Origin of the sequence: Microseira wollei NIES-4236, from assembly GCF_020521235.1 — a bacterium.
GTDB lineage: Bacteria > Cyanobacteriota > Cyanobacteriia > Cyanobacteriales > Aerosakkonemataceae > Microseira > Microseira wollei.
Genome location: NZ_BLAY01000027.1, coordinates 46,145 through 68,139, shown reverse-complemented (window position 1 = coordinate 68,139; position 21,995 = coordinate 46,145). Strand labels below are relative to the sequence as shown.

The 21,995-nt window shown below is 43.0% G+C and carries 15 protein-coding genes and 7 pseudogenes; 15 read left to right on the top strand and 7 right to left on the bottom strand.

The genetic code is table 11. The annotated features are described in order from the left end of the window. Window positions 1–221: pseudogene (locus MiSe_RS11140) on the top strand (hypothetical protein); the annotation flags it as partial. Window positions 222–281: 60 nt separating this feature from the next. Here MiSe_RS11140 and MiSe_RS11135 read toward each other — a convergent pair. From MiSe_RS11135 to MiSe_RS11125, 3 genes are all read right to left on the bottom strand, one after another. Beyond that, entirely contained in the window at window positions 282–455 is a 174-nt protein-coding gene (locus tag MiSe_RS11135; protein ID WP_226578828.1) for a hypothetical protein, read from the bottom strand. 347 nt (window positions 456–802) lie between these two features. Further along, window positions 803–1,291: a hypothetical protein gene (locus tag MiSe_RS11130; RefSeq protein WP_226578825.1), complete on the bottom strand. Its 489-nt coding sequence runs from the start codon at window positions 1,289–1,291 to the stop codon at window positions 803–805. Window positions 1,292–1,318: 27 nt separating this feature from the next. Beyond that, window positions 1,319–1,651, bottom strand: a complete 333-nt coding sequence (locus tag MiSe_RS11125) for a hypothetical protein (RefSeq protein ID WP_226578822.1) — start codon at window positions 1,649–1,651, stop codon at window positions 1,319–1,321. Window positions 1,652–2,100: 449 nt separating this feature from the next. On the opposite strand from MiSe_RS11125, the gene MiSe_RS11120 reads away from it, so the two are divergent. Together MiSe_RS11120 and MiSe_RS11115 are read left to right on the top strand one after the other, a co-directional pair. Then, window positions 2,101–2,352 carry a hypothetical protein gene (locus MiSe_RS11120; protein WP_226578819.1) on the top strand — a complete coding sequence of 84 codons (252 nt, stop codon included), beginning with the start codon at window positions 2,101–2,103 and terminating at the stop codon, window positions 2,350–2,352. A gap of 67 nt (window positions 2,353–2,419) precedes the next feature. Then, entirely contained in the window at window positions 2,420–2,587 is a 168-nt protein-coding gene (locus MiSe_RS11115) for a hypothetical protein (RefSeq protein WP_226578816.1), read from the top strand. A gap of 25 nt (window positions 2,588–2,612) precedes the next feature. On the opposite strand, the gene MiSe_RS11110 is transcribed toward MiSe_RS11115, so the two are convergent. After that, window positions 2,613–3,032: a Tery_1686 family protein gene (locus tag MiSe_RS11110; protein WP_226578814.1), complete on the bottom strand. Its 420-nt coding sequence runs from the start codon at window positions 3,030–3,032 to the stop codon at window positions 2,613–2,615. A 170-nt stretch (window positions 3,033–3,202) separates the two neighbouring features. Between MiSe_RS11110 and MiSe_RS11105 the strand changes: the two genes are divergently transcribed. From MiSe_RS11105 to MiSe_RS11090, 4 genes are all read left to right on the top strand, one after another. Then, on the top strand, window positions 3,203–4,042 hold the full coding sequence (locus tag MiSe_RS11105; RefSeq protein WP_226578812.1) for an alpha/beta fold hydrolase: 840 nt from the start codon (window positions 3,203–3,205) through the stop codon (window positions 4,040–4,042). 30 nt (window positions 4,043–4,072) lie between these two features. Further along, complete coding sequence (gene psbQ / locus MiSe_RS11100; protein WP_226578810.1) at window positions 4,073–4,522, top strand: photosystem II protein PsbQ; 450 nt, start codon at window positions 4,073–4,075, stop codon at window positions 4,520–4,522. Between the two features lie 217 nt (window positions 4,523–4,739). Beyond that, window positions 4,740–5,825 carry an NAD(P)/FAD-dependent oxidoreductase gene (locus MiSe_RS11095; RefSeq protein ID WP_226578835.1) on the top strand — a complete coding sequence of 362 codons (1,086 nt, stop codon included), beginning with the start codon at window positions 4,740–4,742 and terminating at the stop codon, window positions 5,823–5,825. 67 nt (window positions 5,826–5,892) lie between these two features. After that, a complete protein-coding gene (locus MiSe_RS11090; RefSeq protein ID WP_226578808.1) occupies window positions 5,893–6,750 on the top strand; it encodes an N-acetylmuramoyl-L-alanine amidase in 858 nt (285 codons plus the stop codon). 166 nt (window positions 6,751–6,916) lie between these two features. On the opposite strand, the gene MiSe_RS11085 is transcribed toward MiSe_RS11090, so the two are convergent. From MiSe_RS11085 to tnpA, 3 genes are all read right to left on the bottom strand, one after another. Continuing rightward, the gene (locus MiSe_RS11085) at window positions 6,917–7,648 is read right to left on the bottom strand and encodes a HEAT repeat domain-containing protein (RefSeq protein ID WP_373872776.1); all 732 of its coding nucleotides are present in this window, start codon (window positions 7,646–7,648) and stop codon (window positions 6,917–6,919) included. 270 nt (window positions 7,649–7,918) lie between these two features. Then, window positions 7,919–9,985: a prolyl oligopeptidase family serine peptidase gene (locus tag MiSe_RS11080; RefSeq protein WP_226578806.1), complete on the bottom strand. Its 2,067-nt coding sequence runs from the start codon at window positions 9,983–9,985 to the stop codon at window positions 7,919–7,921. 160 nt (window positions 9,986–10,145) lie between these two features. Beyond that, window positions 10,146–10,502: an IS200/IS605 family transposase gene (gene tnpA / locus MiSe_RS11075; protein ID WP_226578804.1), complete on the bottom strand. Its 357-nt coding sequence runs from the start codon at window positions 10,500–10,502 to the stop codon at window positions 10,146–10,148. A 124-nt stretch (window positions 10,503–10,626) separates the two neighbouring features. Between tnpA and MiSe_RS11070 the strand changes: the two are divergent. The 8 genes and pseudogenes from MiSe_RS11070 to MiSe_RS53735 all read left to right on the top strand — a co-directional run bounded on the left by MiSe_RS11070 (window position 10,627) and on the right by MiSe_RS53735 (window position 21,994). Further along, a pseudogene (locus tag MiSe_RS11070) lies at window positions 10,627–12,028 on the top strand (RNA-guided endonuclease InsQ/TnpB family protein). Window positions 12,029–12,436: 408 nt separating this feature from the next. Then, window positions 12,437–13,021 (top strand): helix-turn-helix domain-containing protein, encoded by a 585-nt coding sequence (locus MiSe_RS11065; protein WP_226578799.1) that lies wholly within the window; start codon window positions 12,437–12,439, stop codon window positions 13,019–13,021. Window positions 13,022–13,091: 70 nt separating this feature from the next. After that, window positions 13,092–16,142: pseudogene (locus MiSe_RS11060) on the top strand (peptidase domain-containing ABC transporter). A 176-nt stretch (window positions 16,143–16,318) separates the two neighbouring features. Further along, window positions 16,319–17,936 (top strand): annotated as a pseudogene (locus tag MiSe_RS53740) (beta-barrel domain-containing protein). 67 nt (window positions 17,937–18,003) lie between these two features. Continuing rightward, window positions 18,004–18,744, top strand: a complete 741-nt coding sequence (locus MiSe_RS11035; RefSeq protein WP_226578785.1) for a peptidylprolyl isomerase — start codon at window positions 18,004–18,006, stop codon at window positions 18,742–18,744. Window positions 18,745–19,248: 504 nt separating this feature from the next. Continuing rightward, window positions 19,249–19,875, top strand: a pseudogene (locus MiSe_RS11030) (phosphotransferase family protein); the annotation flags it as partial. 26 nt (window positions 19,876–19,901) lie between these two features. Continuing rightward, window positions 19,902–20,984, top strand: a pseudogene (locus MiSe_RS51995) (T3SS effector HopA1 family protein). After that, window positions 20,978–21,994, top strand: a pseudogene (locus MiSe_RS53735) (aldo-keto reductase family protein). Before MiSe_RS51995 ends, MiSe_RS53735 begins: the two co-directional pseudogenes overlap by 7 nt. The last annotated feature ends 1 nt before the right edge of the window (window position 21,995 follow it).

Here is a 21,995-nt window from a genome sequence, read left to right as displayed (position 1 = left end):
GATCGGATCGTCCTGTTTCGTCTTCAGAAATGCCGGAACGGGAAAAAGTGCAGTTTTTGATTATCAGTTCCCGCGAAGGAGTGCAAGAACAAATCCGCAATTTTTACGTAATGGGATTTGCTCAGGTTGATGATTGGGGTCGCTTGACGCCAGTACCGAATTCAGATCGGGTGATGACGATTCTGACTCGCTACCGGAAACTAGAATCAACCGATTCATAAGATATTACAATCCGTAGGGGCACGGCATCATAATTATTTCGCAAAAACAGATAACTTCTCTCATGCCGTGCCCCTACTCGATCGCCGCGCCAAGAAACCCGGTTTTTTGTATAAACCGGGTTCTACTAGCGTAAGTCCTAATATTACAATCCGTAGGGGCACGGCAACAATCAGATTTTGCATTTGCCTCCAAGATTGTTGATGCCGTGCCCCTACTGCTAATTTACCCCTCATGTGCCTGCGATCGCCTCGTTACCAGGTTCCAGCCTGATAACGCATTTGTGGACTGCTGCCTCGAAGCAAGGGGCAGCAGTCCACAAAACGAATGTATTCCGTCCGTTTTAACGGACTTTCGCTAAAAGCCCTTGGATTTTAATCCCTGGCGGGTTAGTGCAACCAGCGCAAAACCTCAGCGCCATCAGCCAGAATCCCAAATTTCGAGCTACGAACTCGAAACTTCGAGCTGGGAACTCGAAACTTCAAGCTTAAAACTAAAACTTTCGAGCTGGGAACTCGAAACTTCGAGCTGGGAACTCGAAATTTCGAGCTACGAGCTGCAACGTTGCACCTCTGTTGTCAAATTATCCAGCTTTTTTCTGGATCGTTTTCTCTTGAGGCTTGACCTTCCGAGGTTTCCGCGCAAACCGCTGTCCCATATCCTCAACCAGCGTATCCAACCCAGTCCCCTCACCGCTGGCTTTGGCATAGTTATACACCAGCAACGCCGCTGCAAAGGCTTCGCTACCCACCGCCACGCAGGTATCATCTACCAACTCTTGCAACTGCGCCAGGGACAGCACTAGCGGATACAATTGCTCGAACAATTGCACATCCTTCCGCATTTCCTCCAAATCAAAATTTCGCGGCAAAAAGTCTGGGTTTTGCGTCGCCACTTCCAACGCCTTGCTGACAAACGCCCGACTCTTATCCCCCATTTTCGGCAAAGCCTTGCGCTGTTCGGGCGTCAAGTCAATCAAAAACGGCAGCTTTTCCTTAATTGTGGCAATAGCAGCCATGACTTGATCCCGGTCTTTTTGGGTTAACGTGATGCTAAATTGATTCGTCGCCATGTGGATTATCTCTAAATTGGTCAGGACTTACGCAAACACCAAAGTTTCTCTGAAAAATCCTTGGTTTGGAAACCAGAGATCCCAGCAAGAAACCGGGTTTCTGGCAACGCCCTTGCGTAAGTCCTGTTGGTTTTCCAATTTATAATTCCCAAAAGGATCGCCCACGCGATCGTTTTGGGCAAAGAAACCTGCTTTCTGACCCTGGGATGACTCTGGTTTCTCTACCTTATTATCTGTTGTCCGAGGACTTAAACTTGGTCTGGATCGATCCCCTGGGCGCTCTGCAACAACTTTCCCTCTTGATTCTGAGACATTAATTAACTGCTCCTTTGCCTCTTTTTTACGGCTGTATTGTCGCATTTTTAATTTTTATCCACCCTACAAACTTGCTTTTGCCAAAGAACCGATTTAGATTGTCAATACGAATTTCCAGATATTAGTAGCACGGCAACCCAGATATATCGGGTAGTTTAACAAAATTACTAATGCCGTGCTACTACCACAAACTTGGAGCGTCCTATCATTACCTAAAGATTCGTAACCGCATCTTGACGGCTGTCCCCAATCGGGCTATCCTCTCTCTTTAAGGTTGCTCTAGTTCAACGACAGCAACCCGTGTCCGTCAAAAATCTAGTAACGCTGCCCATAGCCGCTGACAACAGCTACGGACAGCTTGACCCCCACACTGTACAAACCAGCCTGGAGGCTAAATGAGAATTTTAACATTCTCTGTAGCCACCCTGCGAAAGCGCTGCCTGCGGGGTGGCTAGATTTTTTGGTTTGAAATCCAAAAAACAGGAGAAAATATCATGGCGCAAGAGTTTTTCTCGGACTCTACCGGATCGGATCGTCCTAATTCTGACCCCGGAGAACCGGAACGGGAAAAAGTGCAGTTTTTGATTATCAGTTCCCGCGAAGGAGTGCAAGAACAAATCCGCAATTTTTACCTAATGGAATTTGCTCACGTTGATGATTGGGGTCCCTTGACGCCAGTACCGAATTCAGATCGGGTGATGACTATCCTGGTTCGCTACCGGAAACTAGAATCAACCGATTCATAAGATATTACAATCCGTAGGGGCACGGCATCATAATTATTTCGCAAAAACAGATAACTTCTCTCATGCCGTGCCCCTACTCGATCGCCGCGCCAAGAAAACCTATTGGGCAAAAACAGATAACGTTAATCATGTTCCCTACTTGATGGTTAATGCATCAATAATTTTTGTCACTGACGCGAAGATTTTCCCAAGTTCCCTACTCGATCGCCGCGCCAAGAAACCCGGTTTTTTATAGAAACCGGGTTTCTGACAACAAAATCTTAACCGTTGAACAACTCAAAAACCTGCCTGCAAAAATGTTTCAGCTTTTCGCATATATCTGCAACTGGCTGACATTCGCCTTCAAAATTCCAACTTTCAACCGTGGAAAATCGCCACGCAATTCCTTGATGGTTAAACCCAGCCGTTTCTACTCCGATCGCTCGCCGGGAAGTATCTACCGGGTCTTGATAAAAGCGAATTTGCACCAAAATACTGCGACACTGAAACCTGGGACTCCATCCAGGCAAGTGAAAGCCAATATCGATCGAGTCCGGATCGACTAACTTTCGCGTGTCGGGATCGTTACTCCAGGGTTTGAGGTCTGCCCTGGCATCCGGGAATTGACACTTAAACAGATTGACGACGGCGGCAATTTTAGTGGCAATTTCAATGTTGGTGGCCTGTTGAGCTGCGTTCACGTTTTGTATGGGACTCAAGAGTGGCACTACTTTGGTGGTTAAGTTTAACAACAGGTTTAATATTTCGCAACCGATCGGGGTATAAAAACCCAACCGAGAATTCATCTTGCCCAAAACAGCCACGGGGCGGTAAGCTCAAACCACGGCGATTGAACGGTGCAATAACAACAGTGTCGATAACGGAAAACTCTATAGAAGTTGGTTCGCTGCAATGGTTTTATCGGGAAGCAAACCCTTTGGGGCCCAGTGACAGGTTACCAGTAGTGTTGCTGCACGGGTTGCCTTCTCAGAGTTACTCGTGGACTATGGTAATGCCAAGTTTGGCGGAAAAGGGGTATCGAGCGATCGCACCCGACTGGATAGGCAGTGGTTTCTCGGCAAAACCAGACAAGCGAGACTTTGCTTATACTCCCGATGCCTATCTCAAGGCGCTATCTGCCTTCCTCGAAGCGTTGGAACTACAGCGGTTCTCCCTCGTCGTGCAGGGATTTTTGGGTTCTGTAGGCATTCAATACGCTCTACGTCACCCAGAACAAATCGAACGCTTGGCGATTCTCAACGCTCCCATCTCCACGGCGACTAAGTTACCTTGGAAAATTCAACAACTCGGTTTGCCCTTCGTCGGGGATATGATGACACAAGACCCCCTATTGGTAGACCGTACCTTAGAAGGCGGCTGCCGTTACGGCATCTCCGACGAAGATTTAGACGTATATCGGCGTCCTTTCCTCAAGAGTTCGGCAGCGGGGCGGAGTTTGCTGGCGACGGTGCGAAACTTGCAATTGCCCCAAACAATGGCAGAAATTGAATCTGGGTTACGCAGCTTTGAGCAGCCTACGTTAATTATGTGGGGGATGCGCGACCCTTGGTTGCCCTTCGAGCCAGCACAACAGCTAGCGAGTACGCTCAAGGATGTAGAACTGAGCAAACTAGCAGAAGCAGGGCATTATCCCCAAGAACATTGGTCAGATCAAGTCAGCGATGTTTTAATCAGCTTCCTGCGCCGATAAGATTTGTAATGGTAACTTTAAGTGAAAATTATGGTTATGGGACGTTTCCGCTCAATAATGGCTGTTCTGTTGGCATGTGTGACGGTGTTTTTGGTCAGTTGTAGCAGTCCGACTGAAGTCAAACCGCCGACTTACACCTCGGCTAAGTTGGAAGTAATTCAGAAATATACTTCTGATATTGAGGCAATGCGCGATCGCTTGCCCGAACTGGCTAAGCTGATCCAAGACGAAAATTGGGTATTTACCAAAAACTTCATCCGCGGGCCATTGGGCGAACTGCGGGCGAAAATGAGTCTACTAGAGCGCAACTTGCTGGCAAAAGACCAACCCAAGGTGAAAGAAGCCGCGAAACAGGTAATTGAAGACTTGCTCAGCATCGATGCAGGTGCCGAAGCTCAAGACTACAAAGCGACTATCCGCTCTTACGCAACGCTCCAGAAAGACATTAACGCTTTCTTGGAGTTGACGCCTAAAGCATAACAATGGCTAATAGGTAATAACGCCAGTTGCTAATTGCTAATTGCTAATTGCTAATTGCTAATTGCTGAGATGAGCTATTAGCTATGAGCGATTAGTATATGTAGGGTGCGTTAACGCAGTGTAACGCACCATCTCGACTATATCTAGTATCCCGGCGTAAGTCCTGGTAATGTCAAAAATTTCCCCATTACCAATTACCAATTACCAATTACCTAACATGAGTCGAATTACAATTATCGGGTGCGGCGTTGTGGGTGCCGCGATCGCATACGAACTCAGTTTAATTCCAGGACTGTCGATTACCGTCCTGGATAAACAACTCCCTGCCCAAGGAGCGACAAGTGCAGCCTTGGGTGTTTTAATGGGCATTATCAGCCAAAAAATTAAAGGCAAAGCGTGGCAGTTGCGACAAACTAGCCTGCAACGCTATGAAACTTTAATCCCCGAATTAGAAGCCAATACAAATCGCCAAATCCTTTACAATCGGCTGGGAATTCTCATGCTCGTTCCCTCAGTCGCAGATTGGGAAAATTTAGTAGAAATTCGTCAATCTCAAGGATGGCATTTAGAAATTTGGGATATTGACCAAGTCCTGTCTAAATGTCCCCAGTTAAATTTAGAAAACATCACCGCTGCTATTTATTCTCCCCAAGACCGACAGCTCGATCCTTCTGGTTTAACTTTAGCTTTAGTTGAAGCCGCTGGGCGCAACAGCGTAAATTTTAAATTTGGCGTCACCGTTGAAGAAATTACATCCACCGGGGGGATTTGCTATCAAATTGAAACATCTAATGGTCAAATAGAAACAGATTGGATAGTCATATCTGCTGGTTTAGGATCGACACCGATAACCGCATCTTTAGCGCAAAAAATTGATATTCAACCTGTATTGGGACAAGCATTGCACTTGCGGTTAGAAAATCCTTTGGGAAATTCCGATTTTCAGCCAGTTATTACCAGCGATGATATTCATATTGTCCCGGTCGGCGATCAAGAATACTGGGTAGGTGCGACGGTAGAATTTCCCACAGATGCTGGGGAAGTGGTGGCAGATCCGAGTTTATTGGATAAAGTGATGGCAGGAGCGATCGCATTTTGTCCCCCCCTATCCCAAGCTACCATCCTCAGAACTTGGTCCGGATTGCGCCCTCGCCCCCAAGGATACCCGGCTCCTATTATTGGTCAATTACCTGGTTACAATAATATATTGTTAGCCACAGGACACTATCGCAACGGCGTTTTACTCGCACCCGCCACCGCTATCGCAATTCGCGATGCAATTTTAGCGAAGTCTGGGGTTTGATGTGATACAGAAAATTTTTATTAATTGGGATAAAATATCTTAAAGTATTTTTACCAGCCTTGCACAAATGAAACTTAAATTCAAGGCAGCTAAACCGTTTCTGCTAACATTTTTCCTATCGCTTTTCCTGATATTACTGCTATTCAGCGGAGAAGCAGAACTCCTACAAAAGACAAAAGTAAACTTTAATCCCAAAGCCGCTTGGAGTCAATATCCAAAACCTAAACCTGAATCCTCCCAAAACCAGGAGAAAGTTAAACCAGAAGTCAAAGAAAAACCTAATCAAAATGTTTCTGACTCAGAACTTAATCCTGTTAATATCATAACGACGTACACTCCCAGATCCAAAATAGCCTGGGCGCATCCAACTAACTATGGAGAAAGATTTACTAAAGATATTAATGGTGTAGCCGTATACAATCAACCAATTATAGTTTTGCACGAAACCGCTGGTTCTGCATTAGGTGCAATTGATTTTTTCCAAACACCTCACTACGATGAAAATAAGCAAGTAAGTTACCACACCTTAATAGAGTTAGATGGAACCGTTGTTTATATAGTTCCGCCAGACAAAAGAGCATTTGGTGCAGGAAACTCGGTATTTGAAAGTCCCAAGGGCAAAGAAACCGTAAAAACAAATCCTAAGTTAGCCTCCTCTGTAAATAACTTTGCTTATCATATTTCCTTAGAAACGCCGCCGGATGGGTGGGATAATCAAAACCCAACCCATAGCGGGTATACAGAAGAACAATATAATACTCTAGCGTGGTTCATCGCTCAAAGTAACGTTCCAGAGAATCGAATTACTACCCATAAGGAAGTCGATAGATCGGGAAACAAAGTTGACCCCCGAAGTTTTGATTTTCCCAAGTTTCTCAACTTGCTTCAGATTTATCGTCAAGCAAATAACCGCAATATTAAATAGGTAATGGCTAATGGCTATAAGAAGATAAAATACCGATTTTCTTAGGAAATTTAAACACCCTGGCTTGAATTTTATAGCGGATTGCAGCTTTGGGCAAAAGAACGGGGAAAAACAGTCAAGGATATGCTGGCTGAAAATATCCCGCTGCTTTCAGGGAATGCTTAAGCTAGTTGTTAGCCTGACTGGTACTTTTTGTCAGCGAGTCAAGATGCTTGATTAGATCGCTCGGATTTGGATATAAAGGTTGATGAGGATCTAAGGAAGGTCGGGATTGAGTGAATGCTAGTATAAGTTCTTTGAGCAAGGCTGCATTTTGAGGCGTTGCCAACCCATGAATCAGATTGAATATAGTTAATGCCAGACTATAACCTGTAGTTTCTAACATTTTTATTAATGAGAAAAGAGATTTTTCATCTCCAAGTCGGTAGAGTGCTGACAAGGTAAAAACTCTTGTAAATTGACTGGATTCAGATTCTAGTTTTTGCTGTAAAATAGGTAAAGCTTCGACAACTCCTAATAAGCCGATTGAATCCGCAGCATAAGCTCGCACTCCCTCATTTGAATCGTTCAACGCTGCTATCAAAGCTGGCATTGCACTTTTGTCATTAAGGTTGCCCAGTGCTTCTGCTGCACAAAGTCTAACTAAGTAATCTTCATCAGTTTGGAGTAGATCAACAATATCGTGAAGTCCTTGTGCATATCCTAATAATCCTAAAGATTCGACTGCTTCAGTACGGATATATGAATCGGGATCTTTTAACAAAGGTAAAAGTTTCCCTCCTACGTCTTTGTTCGCTATTTTTCCCAAAGCAGAAGCAGCATTTGACCTAACACCATCTTCTGGAAAATCCAAGAGTTCCACTATAACAGGAACAGCTTCCTTTGCCTTGACGCCCATTTTTTCCAGATCGAATAAGGCAGCACATCTTTGCTGGTCTGTTCTCTACCGCACGCCTTCTAGCCTCTTCGAGAATATGCTCGTGGATAACATACCTTCCGCCGTCCAAAAAATATTCTGAACAAACTCTGTGAGCTTCTCGACGGTGGACAGGTTGGGTGAATGGGAACGGCTTTGGTTTTGGTGCATGGTTTTCTTTGTTAAAGTAATCCTATTTTATAAATCTTGTGGGGTGGGCAGGATGCCCACCCCAGGTATTTTGTGACAGAATTAGTTAACAGGGATATTGAGCGAGCGCACCAAAAAAGCCCACCGATCCGCTAGTTCTTCAATCTGTTTAGTAGTAGGCTTTCCTGCACCATGTCCAGCCTTTGTTTCAATTCTGATTAAGACCGGATTCTCGCCCTGATGTGCTGCTTGCAAAGCCGCCGCAAATTTGAAACTATGGGCAGGTACTACGCGATCGTCATGATCCGCAGTTGTAATCATAGTTGCCGGATAAGCGGTTCCTGCTTTTAAATTGTGCAGTGGGGAATAGGCATAAAGTGTTTTAAATTCTTCTGGATCTTCAGGCGAACCGTATTCAGAACACCAAGCCCAACCAATGGTAAACTTATGGAAGCGCAGCATATCCAATACCCCCACAGCTGGCAAAGCTGCACCAAATAAATCCGGGCGTTGAGTCATGCAAGCACCGACTAATAATCCGCCATTACTACCGCCTGCGATCGCAAGTTTTTCAGGAACAGTATATTGGTTAGCAATTAACCATTCCGCTGCGGCAATAAAATCATCAAAAACATTCTGCTTTTTCAGCTTCATTCCCGCTTGATGCCATTCTTCACCATATTCGCCACCGCCACGCAAATTGGCAACAGCATAAACGCCTCCCATCTCCATCCACACCAGTTGACTGACAGAAAAGCTAGGCGTTAAAGAGATATTAAAGCCACCGTAACCATAGAGCAAAGTGGGATTATTTCCATCTAATTCCATCCCCTTTTTGTGAGTAATAAACATCGGGACTTGCGTCCCATCTTTGCTACTGTAAAATACTTGCTTCGTCTCGTAGTCATCTGGGTTAAAATCAACCGGCGGTTCCCGGAAAATACTACTTTCACCGCTTACCATATCGTAGCGATAAATAGTTGGTGGTGTAGTAAAGCCAGTAAAGCTATAAAAAGTTGACCTATCGTCACGTTTGCCCCCAAAACCACCCGCAGAACCAAGTCCCGGTAACGCAACTTCCCGCACAAAATTACCGTTCAGGTCGAAAATTTTAATTTGAGTATGGGCGTCCTTCAAATAATCAGCAACAAATTGATTATTCAGCAAACTGACACCTTCCAGAACTTCATCCACCTGGGGAACAATCTCTTGCCAATTTTCGCGGGCAGCATTGTTAATATCAATCCCAATAACCCGACCGCGCGGCGCATCCAAGTCAGTCCGAAACCAGAAAATAGAGCCATCATTGTCGATAAAACTATAGCTAGCTTCAAACTCGTTAATTAGTTCAACAACCTCGGCATCCGGGTTAGTCAAATCTTTGTAAAAAACCAGATTTTTCGGATCGGTTCCCCGCCACACGCTAATAATCAAATAGCGACCATCTTCAGTAACGCCACCGCTGAAACCCCATTCTTTTTGGTCGGGTCGGTGATAGATTAAAATATCCTCAGATTGGGGCGTTCCCAAGCGATGGTAAAAAAGTTTTTGGAAGTAATTAACATCTTCTAGTTTAGTAGCCTCGTTCGGTTCATCGTAGCGGCTATAAAAGAATCCTTGACCATCGTGCGTCCAAGATGCACCAGAAAATTTAATCCACTTTATACTATCAGAAAGATCCTCGCCAGTTTCCACATCGCGGACTTTCCATTCTTGCCAATCAGAACCCGATGTAGATAAACCGTATGCCATTAAATTGCCATCTTCGCTGATAGCAGCCCCAGATAAAGCAATCGTGCCATCTTCTGAAAGTTTATTCGGATCGAGCAAAACCTTTGCTTCCCCGTCGAGGGAAGTTAAAGTGTAGAGAACGCTTTGATTTTGCAACCCATCGTTTTTAAAGTAAAAGTAACGGTTTCCTTTTTTTAAAGGAATGTCATACTTTTCATAATCCCAAAGTTGAGTTAAGCGCTGCTTAATTTTTTCCCTCACAGGGATTTGGTTAAGATATTCAAAAGTAACAGAATTCTCAGCATCCACCCAAGCCTTAGTTTCATCTGAGTCCGGATCTTCTAGCCATCGGTAGGGGTCTTGCACTTGAACGCCGTGGTATTCGTCAATTTGCTCTACTTTGCGCGTAAGTGGGTAAGTTAGGGGTTGATTAGACATAGTTTGGCTTTAAGCGGGTACCTGCGTATTTTAGCTAACTCGGCGGGAATCCCCACGCCATAATCTTTGATTTGGCGTGGGATGAAAGCCAGGTTTGTGAAGGTTGGCAGGTTGACCGATTCCGAAGCACAGGGAAACCTGCACAGCCTGAACAAACACACTATTCTTCGGGACGGTCTTGGGACTCGATATAAAGCTTCAATTGTTCTACCGTAACCCCACCGCAGGAAAAAACGCCATAGCCACTATTCCACATGACATCCTTCCAATAGAACTCATTCACTCTGTCAGCAAATTCTTTCCGCATATACCGACTAGAGACAGTTTTCAGATTGTTAATCAGCTTGCTTAACTGGGTTTGCGGGGTGTACTGGATCAATAGATGAACGCGATCTTTCTCTCCTTTGAACTCAATCAATCGCCCTTCCCATTTTTCCATTAATTCTCTAAAAATCTGTTCCAACCGAGTCAGCATGGGAGCGGTGAAAATTTTGTAGCGATACTTTGGGTTTAACACTCAATGACACTTGAGGTTTGAAACCCCTCTCGCCTTGTGAATAAAATCCTTACTCATACCTTAACACTAAATAGATTCCTGGTGCTATGATAACACTAAATCAAGCGAATAAGGTCGAATCGCCATGAAGACTACATATCAATACAGATTCTATCCAGACAATAAACAGAAGCTAGAACTAAATTACTGGCTGCGTGTCTCTCGCTACTGGTATAACTATCAGTTGGGGGATAGATTTGATTGGTGGGGAATGAACCGTACAGCGGTTAATTATTGCCCCCTGGTAAGTAGCATCGCTTCGCGTGAAAAACCTAACTTCTATTCCCAAAAAGCACAATTGCCAAGCTTAAAAAAGGAATTGGTGAAAGTGCATCACAGCGGAGAGTTGCTTGATTTTTCACGGGTTGATTCAACTATCCTTCAGGAAGTCTCTAAGCGAGTAGAAAAGGCTTTTCAACGATTCATCGTGGGTGACAGCAACGGGAATCGAAGCGGTAAGCCTAGATTCAAGACTGAAGCTGATTTCCGCACTATGACTTTTGCCACAGCCAAAAACGACTGGCTCAAACTGATTCGGAAGAATTGGTTTTACTTGAGACTGCCTAAACTGGGAGTTGTGAAAGTCCGAATGCACAGGGCTTTACCTGAAGGTTTCAACCTCAAACAAGTCAGTGTGACTAAAAAAGCGGACGGTTGGTACATCAACCTGATACTAAGAGAAGATGATTCGGTACCTGAATTCACCCCAGATGAAATTGTTCCGACTTGGGACAATTCAACAGGGTTGGATGCAGTTTTGCATGAGGATGTGTACTTGGCAACATCAGAGGGTGAAAAAATCCCATCGCTGAAGCCACTTGGCAAAAATCAAGCCAAATTGGATCGAATCTCTACCAAACGCAACAAACGTAAACGCGGATCTAAAGCCCGTCGTAAACTGGCAAAGCGAGAAGCTAGGCAGCATCAACGCATTGCCAGATCGCGTCAAGATTTCCAGTACAAAACCGCTCACAAGTTGGTGAGAACTGGGAAAAAGGTTTTCTTCCACGAAGACCTTAACCTCAAGGGTTTAACTAAACGCAATCAAGCGAAGCAAGAAGAGAAAGGGCATTATCTCCCTAATGGACAAGCCGCTAAATCTGGCCTGAACAAGTCCTGGAATGATGCAGCATTCGGCCAATTCTTCGCAACACTGGACTACATAGCCGCAAAAGCTGGAGCAGTGGTAATTGCCAAAAATCCCGCCTACACGTCAATGGTTCTCAGCTATCGGAATGAACTGATATTCACCGATTGCAGCATCAGAGGCTATTGGGATGAAGCGGAAAACTTGATGGTTGATCGTGATGTCAATGCCGCGATCAACCTCAAAAGAGTGGGGCCCTAGCATTTTCCCCACTATAAAACGGCGTAGTGGGAAACCGAGCATAGTTGGAACTATGGACAACAGTACCACGAAGTCAATCTTGAATATCCTTAACCGGACTTCAGGGGATGCCTACGCTGTACCTGAAAGGTCAGCGTAGGAGGATGTCACCCTTTTACTGCCCCAATTAGCTTTTTGCGATCGCTGTGCCAGTTGCGTAATTCCTCTGGGCATTAAGGCATCTTTACTTTATTTACTTGCACCTACTTACTCGACAACAGTCTCTCAGCTTATGAAAATTTCATACTTTAACTTTACTACTTTACAAAAAATTCATCAAAGCATATCCAGCTGGCGAGTATCAATAAGTAAAATCATTTGTAAAAATTTGTAAATATTTGGCTATTATCAGCTTTTAGTTGATAGGGTAGGTTTCAGAAAAACATGAGACAGATTTAACTGTCTATTAACCTTTTGGATAAATAGTACTATTATGTTTGGGGAATATTAAAAATAAAAAATCTGTCAGTTACAAAAGATTCAGTGTTTTAGTGAGAAGGTGTCTATCGTGGAAAATCAGGGGCTTTACTTGACATCTTTTCAGCGAAAACTATTGCTGAAAAGTCTAGAAACAGATCTGCGTCCGGAGTATCGTCGTCGGATTGAAATCATGCTAAGAACAGACATGGGACAGTCTCAGGCGCAAATTTGTACCGAACTAAAATGTTCCCAAGAAACAGCTCGATATTGGATTTCTATGGCACGTTCTGGTAATGCTCATCGCTGGAACGAGCAACCAATGGGACGTCCAAAGGCTATTAATGAAGAATATATAGAGCATTTGAAGGAATTGGTAAGCCGCAGTCCTCGCGAGTATGGCTATCCATTTCAACGTTGGACAGCGCAATGGTTGAAGAAACATTTAGCCAAAAAACTAGGGATTGAAGTCAGCGATCGCCACATCAATCGCATTCTGAAGAATCTGGGGCTGAGTACTCGTTACAAAACAGAAAAAATAGAACAGGATGATTGTTTGGTTCAAAAAAAATCTGCTTTTAAAATTTGCGATTTACCCGCTTCTGCATCACCAGTTTTTGTAGGAACAATTGATTTTATCAAAGTCAATAAAAGCCAGTCGAGCGAAAATATTTAATATTTTTTGCTCGGAATATTTTTTTGGCAATGATGTAGCCGATCCGGTAGTTGTCAATCCTCTACAATTTATGGATCAAAATTTATCAGGGTTTTCTGCTCAGCAGCTACAGCAGCAACTAAAGCAAGCATTAAATTTAGTTCTGGCAGAACCAGAATTAGTTAACTTTTGCAGCCAAGCTGAGCTGCAAAAGCCAGCGGCAGGAAAACGTTTTTGGCAAACAGCAGATGCTGGCGAGGGAATTTATATCATTCTGGGGGGTAAAGTTCGACTACTGGACAGTAACGATAACTTAGTCGCTTCATCAGAAACGGGAGCATCTTTTGGAGAGTTAACGCTGTTTCCAGAAGAACAATTTCAGGCCGACGCGATTAGAGCCTCTGTTAATTCCAATCTCTGCTATATTCCCGGCAATTATTTGTCATTGTTATGCAGGCAATATCCTAACTTACGGGAACATCTTTATCAAAAAGCAACCCTGGGAGATTTGCTGCTACTTTGCCGCCAAACCGCTTGTCTTAACGAGGCACCCACAGAAGAGTTGATGCAAGTGCTTTCACTGCTGAAACCAAATCATTTGGAAGCGGGAAGACTGCCAAAATCTTTGACGCAAAATCCACAACTTTGGCTGCTGCGTCAGGGGGAATTGGTACATTCGTCTGGTCAAAGGCTAATGGTGGGAAATATCTACGGGACTTCCCAGCTACCAAAAAATGGGACTTGGCAGGTGACGCGGTTGACTCAACTTTATAGCTTGCACAAGTCCGACTGGGAAACAGCTTTACAGCATTTGCCACAATTGGCAGCGCTTACCAAGTCCAATCCTACCCCATCTGTGGCAACACAACCAGTGGAAACGCGGGTAAGGAAACCGTTACCGCCTAACGAATCAAATAAACAGAAAAAAGTCAGTAAAGCTTATTTTCCCAGTCCCAGCGTCAGAATCGGTCATTTGTGGCAGCGAATGACTCGCCGCTATCCTTTTTTTGCCCAACAAAGTGCCTCTGACTGCGGTGCAGCTTGTTTGGTGATGATCGGTCGTTACTGGGGTAAGCAGTTTAGCGTCAATCGCCTGCGGGACATTGCTAATGTGGATCGCAATGGTGCTTCCCTGGGAGGTTTGTCGGCAGCGGCAGAAAGTATTGGGTTTACGACTCGACCTGTGAAGGCGAGTTTAGACAAGCTGGCAGAACAACAATTACCCGCGATCGTGCATTGGGAGGGAAAGCACTATATTGTGGTGTATGAAGTGACGAGAGAGCGCGTAATAGTCTGCGACCCAGCGATCGGTCAACGCCAGCTGACCTATGCAGAGTTTAAAAAGGGTTGGACTGGTTACGTACTTTTATTAAAACCAACAGCTTTACTGAAAGCGGCAAAAGAAGCAAGTCAACCTTTCTGGCAATTCTTCGAGTTAGTCAAACCTCATTGGCTAATTTTGTTAGAAGTATTGATTGCCTCGATTCTGATCCAGATTTTTGGATTGATTACACCTCTATTTACCCAGTTGTTATTAGATCGAGTAATCGTACAGCGAAGCGACCTCAGTCTGCTAACTATTGGGTTGGGCTTACTGATTTTTGGCTTATTTCGAGTAGCAATTACGGGATTGAGGCAATATCTTTTGGATCCCACGGCAAGTCGAGTGGATTTAGCCTTAATTGTCGGGTTCATTAGTCATACGTTCCGATTGCCGCTCAATTTTTTTGAAAATCGCTATGTGGGAGATATTATTTCCCGCGTTCAAGAAAACCGAAAAATTCAGCGGTTCTTGACAGGGGAAGGTTTATCGATCGTCCTGGATTTATTCACAGTCGTCATCTACGTCGGATTGATGTTATGGTACAGCTGGAAAATGGCGCTATTGACCTTAGTAATAGTGCCGCCATTTGTCCTACTAGCATTAATTGCCACTCGCTTCTTACAAAAAGTTTCTCGCGAAACTTTTGTTGCTTACAGCGAAGAAACGGGTTACTTAATTCAATCATTAACGGGGATTCGTACTGTTAAATCGATGGCTGTAGAGCAGACAGTACGCTGGCACTGGGAAGACTTGTTTGGCAAGTCTCTGAAAGCGATGCTTTCGGGACAAACAATCAATAATATCCTGCAAGTATTTAGTTTGGGGATTCAAACTATCGTCACGACCGCGTTACTTTGGTTTGGCGCGTGGTTAGTGATTCAGAACGAGTTAACAATCGGTCAGCTAGTGGCTTTTAATATGCTACTAGGTAATGTAATTACTCCCTTCCAGCGACTGATCGTGCTGTGGAACGAGTTACAGGAAGTGGTGATTGCAATGGAACGAATCAATGACGTGATCGATGCCGAACCAGAAGAAGACTTGCCAAATCAAACTCGTCAATCTTTGCCTTATCTTCAAGGTCATATTCGCTTCGATAAAGTGACGTTTCGCTACCATTCAGAAAGCGATACTAACACGCTATAAAATCTCAGCTTTGAAGTTAAACCAGGCCAAATGGTAGCAATGGTAGGACGCAGTGGTTCAGGCAAAACAACGATTTATAAACTAATTTTAGGGCTTTATCCGCCCAGGGAAGGTAAAGTTTTAATTGACCGTTATGATGTGACGAGTATATCCTTGCGCTCGCTGGGGCGACATATTGGTGTCGTCGAGCAAGATTCCTTCCTATTTGGCAGTACAATTCGAGAAAATATCAGCGTCGGTCATCCAGAAGCATCTTTAGAAGATATTATCGAAGCGGCAAAATTAGCAGGCGCTCATGACTTTATCAAAGAGATGCCAATGGGTTACGAAACCCAAATTGGTGAAGGGGGAGGAATGCTATCTGGAGGACAGCGACAAAGATTAGCGATCGCGCGAGCTTTATTAGGCAATCCCCGCCTGCTGATTTTAGATGAAGCTACCAGTCACTTAGATGCAGAATCCGAGCGAATTATTCAGAATAATTTAAACAAAATTCTGCAAAATAGAACTACTTTTGTGATTGCTCACCGCCTTTCAACCGTTCGCAATGCCGACTTAATTCTAGTCCTCGATCGAGGTATTTTAGTTGAGAGTGGCACCCACGACCAACTAATGGCAAAACGCGGTCAATACTTCTACCTCAATCAACAGCAACTTACTTCTATTGGTTGAAATTGATTTAGAAGAATTAAGCGAAGTTCATAAACATGAACTTAGGACACTCCATTTAAAAATTTACAAAACCTATGCCAAACCCATCAGCTATAGAAGATAAATTTCATCAAAACGGTCACTTTACAAACAATCCCGTTTGGCCGGAAGAAGTACAATAGTTAGATAAACCCAGTCTGGAAAGAGCCAATTTAGAACCAGAATTATCTCCTGAAACAAATGAAGAGTGGTCTTCATTAACAAAAGATTTAATCGATACGCTACCGCGAGTTTGGACGCGAGGATTGCTGTATTTTTTAGTTATATTTGCTGGCATTGTTTTACCTTGGTCGATGTTATCAAAGGTTGATGAAACAGGGAGTGCGAGAGGAAGATTAGAACCTAAAGGATCTACCCAAAGATTGGATACAATCGTCTCTGGAACCGTAGCGAAAGTGCATGTAAAAGAAGGTCAAACTGTCAAAGCAGGACAAGTTATGATTGAGCTAGAATCTGATGTTCTCCGCACGGATCTTCAACAAGCTCAAACAAAATTGGAAGGTCAACAAAATCGACTCGCGCAGTTGGAGTTACTGAAAAATCAATTAAACGTGGCGATTCGCGTTCAAGAACATCAAAATCAAGCTCAAGAGTTGGAAAAGGTGACGCAAATTAATCAAGCTCAACAAAACCTTGATTCTAGACAATCGGCTTCTAATTTACAAAAACAAGAGAAAGTAGCTCAAGTAAATCAAGCACAGCAAAACCTTGATGCCAAACAAACTGCTTATAATCTGCAAAAAGTAGAAAAACTGTCTCAAGTCGATCAAGCACGGCAAAATATTACTGCCAGTCAGACTGCTTATAACTTAGCTAATCGTCGTTTGCTTAAAGATTTGGCAGAAGTCCAACGCTATCGCCAACTTTTAGAGGCAGGTGTCGTACCAGAAATTAAAGTGGTTGAAATGGAGAAGCTGGCAGAAGAAAGCAAACGCTTACAAGAGCAAGCGCTTGCAAATGTTAAACAAGCAGAACTGCGGTTAAAAGAGGAACAAAGCCGCTATCAAAGTATTGTTCATCAAGCTGAGTCGGATATCGAGCAAGCCAAACTGCGGTTAAAAGAAGAACAAAGCCGATATCAGAGCTTAGTTCAACAAATTCAGTCAGATATTGAGCAAGCTAAGTTGCGCGTAGAAGAACAGCAACGCAGCCGTCAGAGTTTAACTCATGCTAGCAAATTAGCAGTGCTTACAGGAACAGCTGAAAGATTTGCCAACCCAAATTACGGCGCTGCAAGCAGAAGTTTCTCAAAGCAAAACTCAAATTCAAGCTTTAAATCTGCAATTGGATCAACGAATATTGCGCTCGCCAGTTGACGGTACGCTTTTTCTCTTACCAATTCAACGTCCTGGAGTTGTAGTACAACCCGGTCAAACGATTGCTCAAATCGCACCTCAAGGAGCAAAACTAATATTTAAAGCACAGATGCCGACTTCTGAAAGTGGATTTATCCGCCAAGGAATGCCAGTTAAGTTGAAGTTTGATGCCTATCCATTTCAAGATTATGGTGTTGTTTCCGGTCAGTTAAATTGGATTTCTCCCGACTCCAAAATTGTAGATGTTCCCCCAGGTAAAGTTGAAGTTTTTGAGCTATAAATAGCAATCGACAAAACTTCTATTCAAGCTCAAAATAAGAGTATAGCTCTGACACCAGGACAGACAGCCACGGCGGAAGTGATTATTCGGCAGCGTCGTGTTATTGACTTTATGCTCGCTCCATTTAAGAAATTACAAAAAGGAGGCTTGGAACTCTAAATCAGCAGCTTATGCCTCGTTTATAGCAAGTAAAAAAGAATTTCCCAGTTATCTAAGGAGTTTCAAAATGTCGAATATGCTGACTATTTCCCGTGAAGACATCATTCAACAAGTTAAGATTTCCTGCCAAATTCCATCTATTGTTGAAGGAATTGTTACTCGTAAAATTATAACTCAGGCAGCACAAGAACGGAAAATACAGATAGAGACTGAAGAACTGCAAGTAGTAGCAGATAACCTGCGGTTAGTTAGCAATCTCCGCAGTGCTGATGCAACTTGGTCTTGGCTACAAAAACATTGTTTATCTCTCGACGATTTTGAAGAATTAGTTTATGTTTCCGCTCTCTCTTCCAAGTTAGCTCAAAATCTCTTTGCAGATAAGGTAGAACCTTTTTTTGTCGAACACCAGCTAGACTACGCTCACGCTGCGATCTGTGAAGTAGTTTTGGATGATGAAGACTTAGCGATGGAACTTTTCTATTCGCTTAAGGAAGGCGAGATTAGTTTCCCGGAAGTGGCAAGTCAATATATCCAAGATACAGAGCTACGACGAGCAGCAGGGTATCGAGGAAAAGTCCGCCGTCAAGACCTCAAACCGGAAATTTCTGCTGCTGTCTTTGCCGCAACTCCCGGCCAAATTCTCAAGCCAATAGTTACTTCTAAAGGCATCCACTTGATTCTAGTTGAAGAACTGATTCAACCGCAATTGGATAATCTATTGCGCCTCAAGATTACTTCTGATTTATTTTCTGCATGGATAAAGGAACAAATAGAGCAGGTGGAAATTCTCACGCAACTCGACTCCTAAGCCATTGAGGAATTGTCAAGAGCCGAGCGAGCGCATCTCTCGCAGCAAAAATGCGATCGCTCTGCCTCTGTGTAAAAAATTAGGAGCGATTTGAGTGGGTTAGGAAATAAATTTTTTTTTATTTTAATTATATAATACACTTGTGCTGGCGACAACTTTTTTAAACATAATTTAATTTTTATTGAAAAACAGAACTTTAGTATAATCCAGGTATAAGTAAGAGATTTATCTCCAAAATAAACCACTTAAAACCTCGACATTTATAGCTAAACTTGGGAAAATATAAATAACTAAACCGAGACATTAGCTAGATTTTTGAGATGAATATCATCGGTTTTTAACTAAGACATAACAGCTTGATTTATAGCTTTTAAAACGATTTAAAACACTTGATATAGCGAATTGAATAAATAAAAATAAAAATAAAGGAATTAGGTAATCTACTTCCTCTTCAGCCAAACCAATACAAACAAAAAAGGATACTTTCCAATGGCTTGCATCAAAGTGCCACCAGATTGTCTGAAATTTTTCATTCTTTATCAACGTTATAGTAGCCTGGGAGAAGCAGTAGCAGAATTGAAAGATGCGTGGCATCCCTGCTGTTTAACCCATAACGACTTAAAATTGAATAATATTTTAATTCACAAAGATTGGGAAAATTATCCAGAACAATTAAACGAAAGGATGTTACGATTGATTGACTGGGAACGGTGTGCTTGGGGAGATCCAGCCTTTGATTTAGGAACAATAATAGCCAGCTACCTACAAATGTGGTTAAGTAGCTTAGTTGTAGCTTCTTCCATTCAAATAGAAGAATCTTTACGTCTTGCTGAAACGCCGTTAGAATTGCTCCAACCTTCAATTTTAGCGCTCGCCAAAGCTTACCTTAGCAATTTTCCCATGATTTTGGAGTACCGCCCCGATTTTCTCAGACGGGTGATTCAATTTACGGGTCTTGGTTTAATCCACCAGATTGAATCAATTATGCAGTACCAAAAATTATTTGGAAATACAGGGATTTGTATGCTTCAGGTAGCCAAAACTTTGTTATGCCGTCCAGAGCAATCGATCTTCACAGTTTTTGGTACTGCTGAGTCTGAATTAACTTCTCTCGAACCCGTTGCCGCTTAAATAATTTTAGTTACTGAATCACCTTTATGGAAGTCATAAATTTTTTGCAAGACGTTGCCAAAAACGTTCAAATAGACTCCAACTTTTGCGTCAGTCATCCCAGTTATAAACCCCTGGAACTTCCCGCAGAAATGGTAACTCGCTTTCAAAAAATGCCTGCGGATGTTCAGCATAAATACCTGAGCCTACAGCTAAGAAGTTTTCTCTACGGTATCTATTACAATGGTTCTCTGCAAACGAAATTGGCATCTGAATTGGAATCAGATTTAGCCAATTCTAACCTGTACCAAAATTTAGAAAATAATACCTTTCTAGGGGTAGATGTAGAATTTTACGAACGCTTGCACAAAAGCAATGCGGGAGAAGGCTATTTCGCTCCAAGCTGGCAGATAGTTAAGGAAGAAAGCGATGGCACTCTGGCAGTAATTAAACATGGTTTAACTTTGCATATTGAGCGCGATCGCCATTTATCCCCAGCCGAAAAATCGGCTACCGTAGGAGATACGGTTGCCATCAAAATGCCTCCCAATTTGGTTCAAAACGGCTTTTATGTAGCAGTCAGCAATCTGGGAAGCGAAACCTTCAGTAATCCAGATAATTATGCTGGTACGGCGCGGATATACTTCAATTTAAAAGCTGAAGGTGCTATTGCAATCATGGGAAGTTTAACCCAGAAACTGAAATAAATTCGGATTCCTTTCACTTTCAAAGTGTTATATAACCCTTCTGACTATGGCAGATATGATTCAGGTGTACTATACTTTGAAAAAATTAACTATCAAGCGTTTCGGCAAATTCTCCAAACTGTTTACACCGAAAATCAATCTTACTTTCAAGCAGAAGTTCCCCTGTTTACCAAATTACTAGCACCTGGACTAGCTTTAGCAGAAGAACCAGACCGCAAGTTTACTATCCAAGAAAGTTTTGGCATGAATCGTTGCCAAATTGTTGCTAATGGATTGCTAGAAGCTCGACAAAAAGGTGACGAGTCTCCCGAAAATCGCCTTAAATCAGTGTTCGATCAATTTTCTCTGCTTAGAATTGACTGGCAACGTCCTTACCTAAATTCAAATTCCGAGGACATCTACGCTCCCTTAAACTTATGCTAATCACCGATTTGGTACCACAACCCTCAAGTACAGTTAGGGAAGTTAACCATGCGATCGCTCAATCTTCAGAATCAGATTTGCCCTTCTATCGTAAACTAGGGCGGACTGATTTAACAGTCAGTTGTCTCGGATTAGGTGGAGGCGGCGGGATTTCTAGTGAAGATACACTCTACGCTTTTGATCGCGGTATCAACTACTTTTTTTACTCCAGCGATCTTCACCATTATTTATATAGCAACATGGCTGGATCTATCCGCCAAATATGCGGACGCGGTTCCTCAGTTCGGGAAAAAGTTGTTCTGGCAACGGTTACTTATATCAAAAGTCCAGAAATGTTACTTGGCGCTTTAATGGATCAGTTTTGCGAACTGAAAATTGACTACATTGACGTGCTGTTTTGGGGTTGTATCGGGTCTAATGATGGCTCTGTTCTGAATGATTGCTTAAATATTTATCAAGAAGTTAAAGGTTGTAATTCTGTTTATCAACGAACCGTATAAAGAATGCTTGGCACATCATAACGTCTTAAAAAAATGGGAATTGTTCGCTATATTGGTGCCTCTTTCCACGATTTAAAACTGGCTCAACAATGGTTATGTAGTCCCCTGTTAGATGTGGTCATGGTGAGGCATAATGTTGCCCATCGCTCTGCTCAAAACTTAATATTTAATCAACTTGATGAGCAAGATAGGCAGCGACCAGGTATTGTCACATTTAAGTCTACAGGCTCTCATACAGGAGTGCTTTGGGAAGCTCCTGATGGTTTACCAGCCAAGTGCTGGCGACCTTCTGTTCCAGACTTATATCGTTACTCTTTAACGCAAAACTGTGTAGATGTCTGCTTAATGGGTTTACAACGGCGTGAAGAAATTGATGCTGCGATAAGTGGCGTTAAACAAGGCAAACTCTCCCCTGATGAGCTTGACTACCTTAACATTTATGGCGATTTACATCGTCATAAACTAAAAAGCCAAGAAATTGCCCCTGAAAGATTAATTTATCGACCTTAAA

What these genes read in the sequence shown, in the direction of transcription:
- MiSe_RS11135 (WP_226578828.1), bottom strand. Translation starts at nt 455, where the DNA reads ATGAGGGGTAAATTAGCAGTAGGGGCACGGCATCAACAATCTTGGAGG.
- MiSe_RS11130 (WP_226578825.1), bottom strand. Translation starts at nt 1,291, where the DNA reads ATGGCGACGAATCAATTTAGCATCACGTTAACCCAAAAAGACCGGGAT.
- MiSe_RS11125 (WP_226578822.1), bottom strand. Translation starts at nt 1,651, where the DNA reads ATGCGACAATACAGCCGTAAAAAAGAGGCAAAGGAGCAGTTAATTAAT.
- MiSe_RS11120 (WP_226578819.1), top strand. Translation starts at nt 2,101, where the DNA reads ATGGCGCAAGAGTTTTTCTCGGACTCTACCGGATCGGATCGTCCTAAT.
- psbQ (WP_226578810.1), top strand. Translation starts at nt 4,073, where the DNA reads ATGGTTATGGGACGTTTCCGCTCAATAATGGCTGTTCTGTTGGCATGT.
- MiSe_RS11095 (WP_226578835.1), top strand. Translation starts at nt 4,740, where the DNA reads ATGAGTCGAATTACAATTATCGGGTGCGGCGTTGTGGGTGCCGCGATC.
- MiSe_RS11090 (WP_226578808.1), top strand. Translation starts at nt 5,893, where the DNA reads ATGAAACTTAAATTCAAGGCAGCTAAACCGTTTCTGCTAACATTTTTC.
- MiSe_RS11085 (WP_373872776.1), bottom strand. Translation starts at nt 7,648, where the DNA reads ATGGGCGTCAAGGCAAAGGAAGCTGTTCCTGTTATAGTGGAACTCTTG.
- MiSe_RS11080 (WP_226578806.1), bottom strand. Translation starts at nt 9,985, where the DNA reads ATGTCTAATCAACCCCTAACTTACCCACTTACGCGCAAAGTAGAGCAA.
- MiSe_RS11035 (WP_226578785.1), top strand. Translation starts at nt 18,004, where the DNA reads ATGTCGAATATGCTGACTATTTCCCGTGAAGACATCATTCAACAAGTT.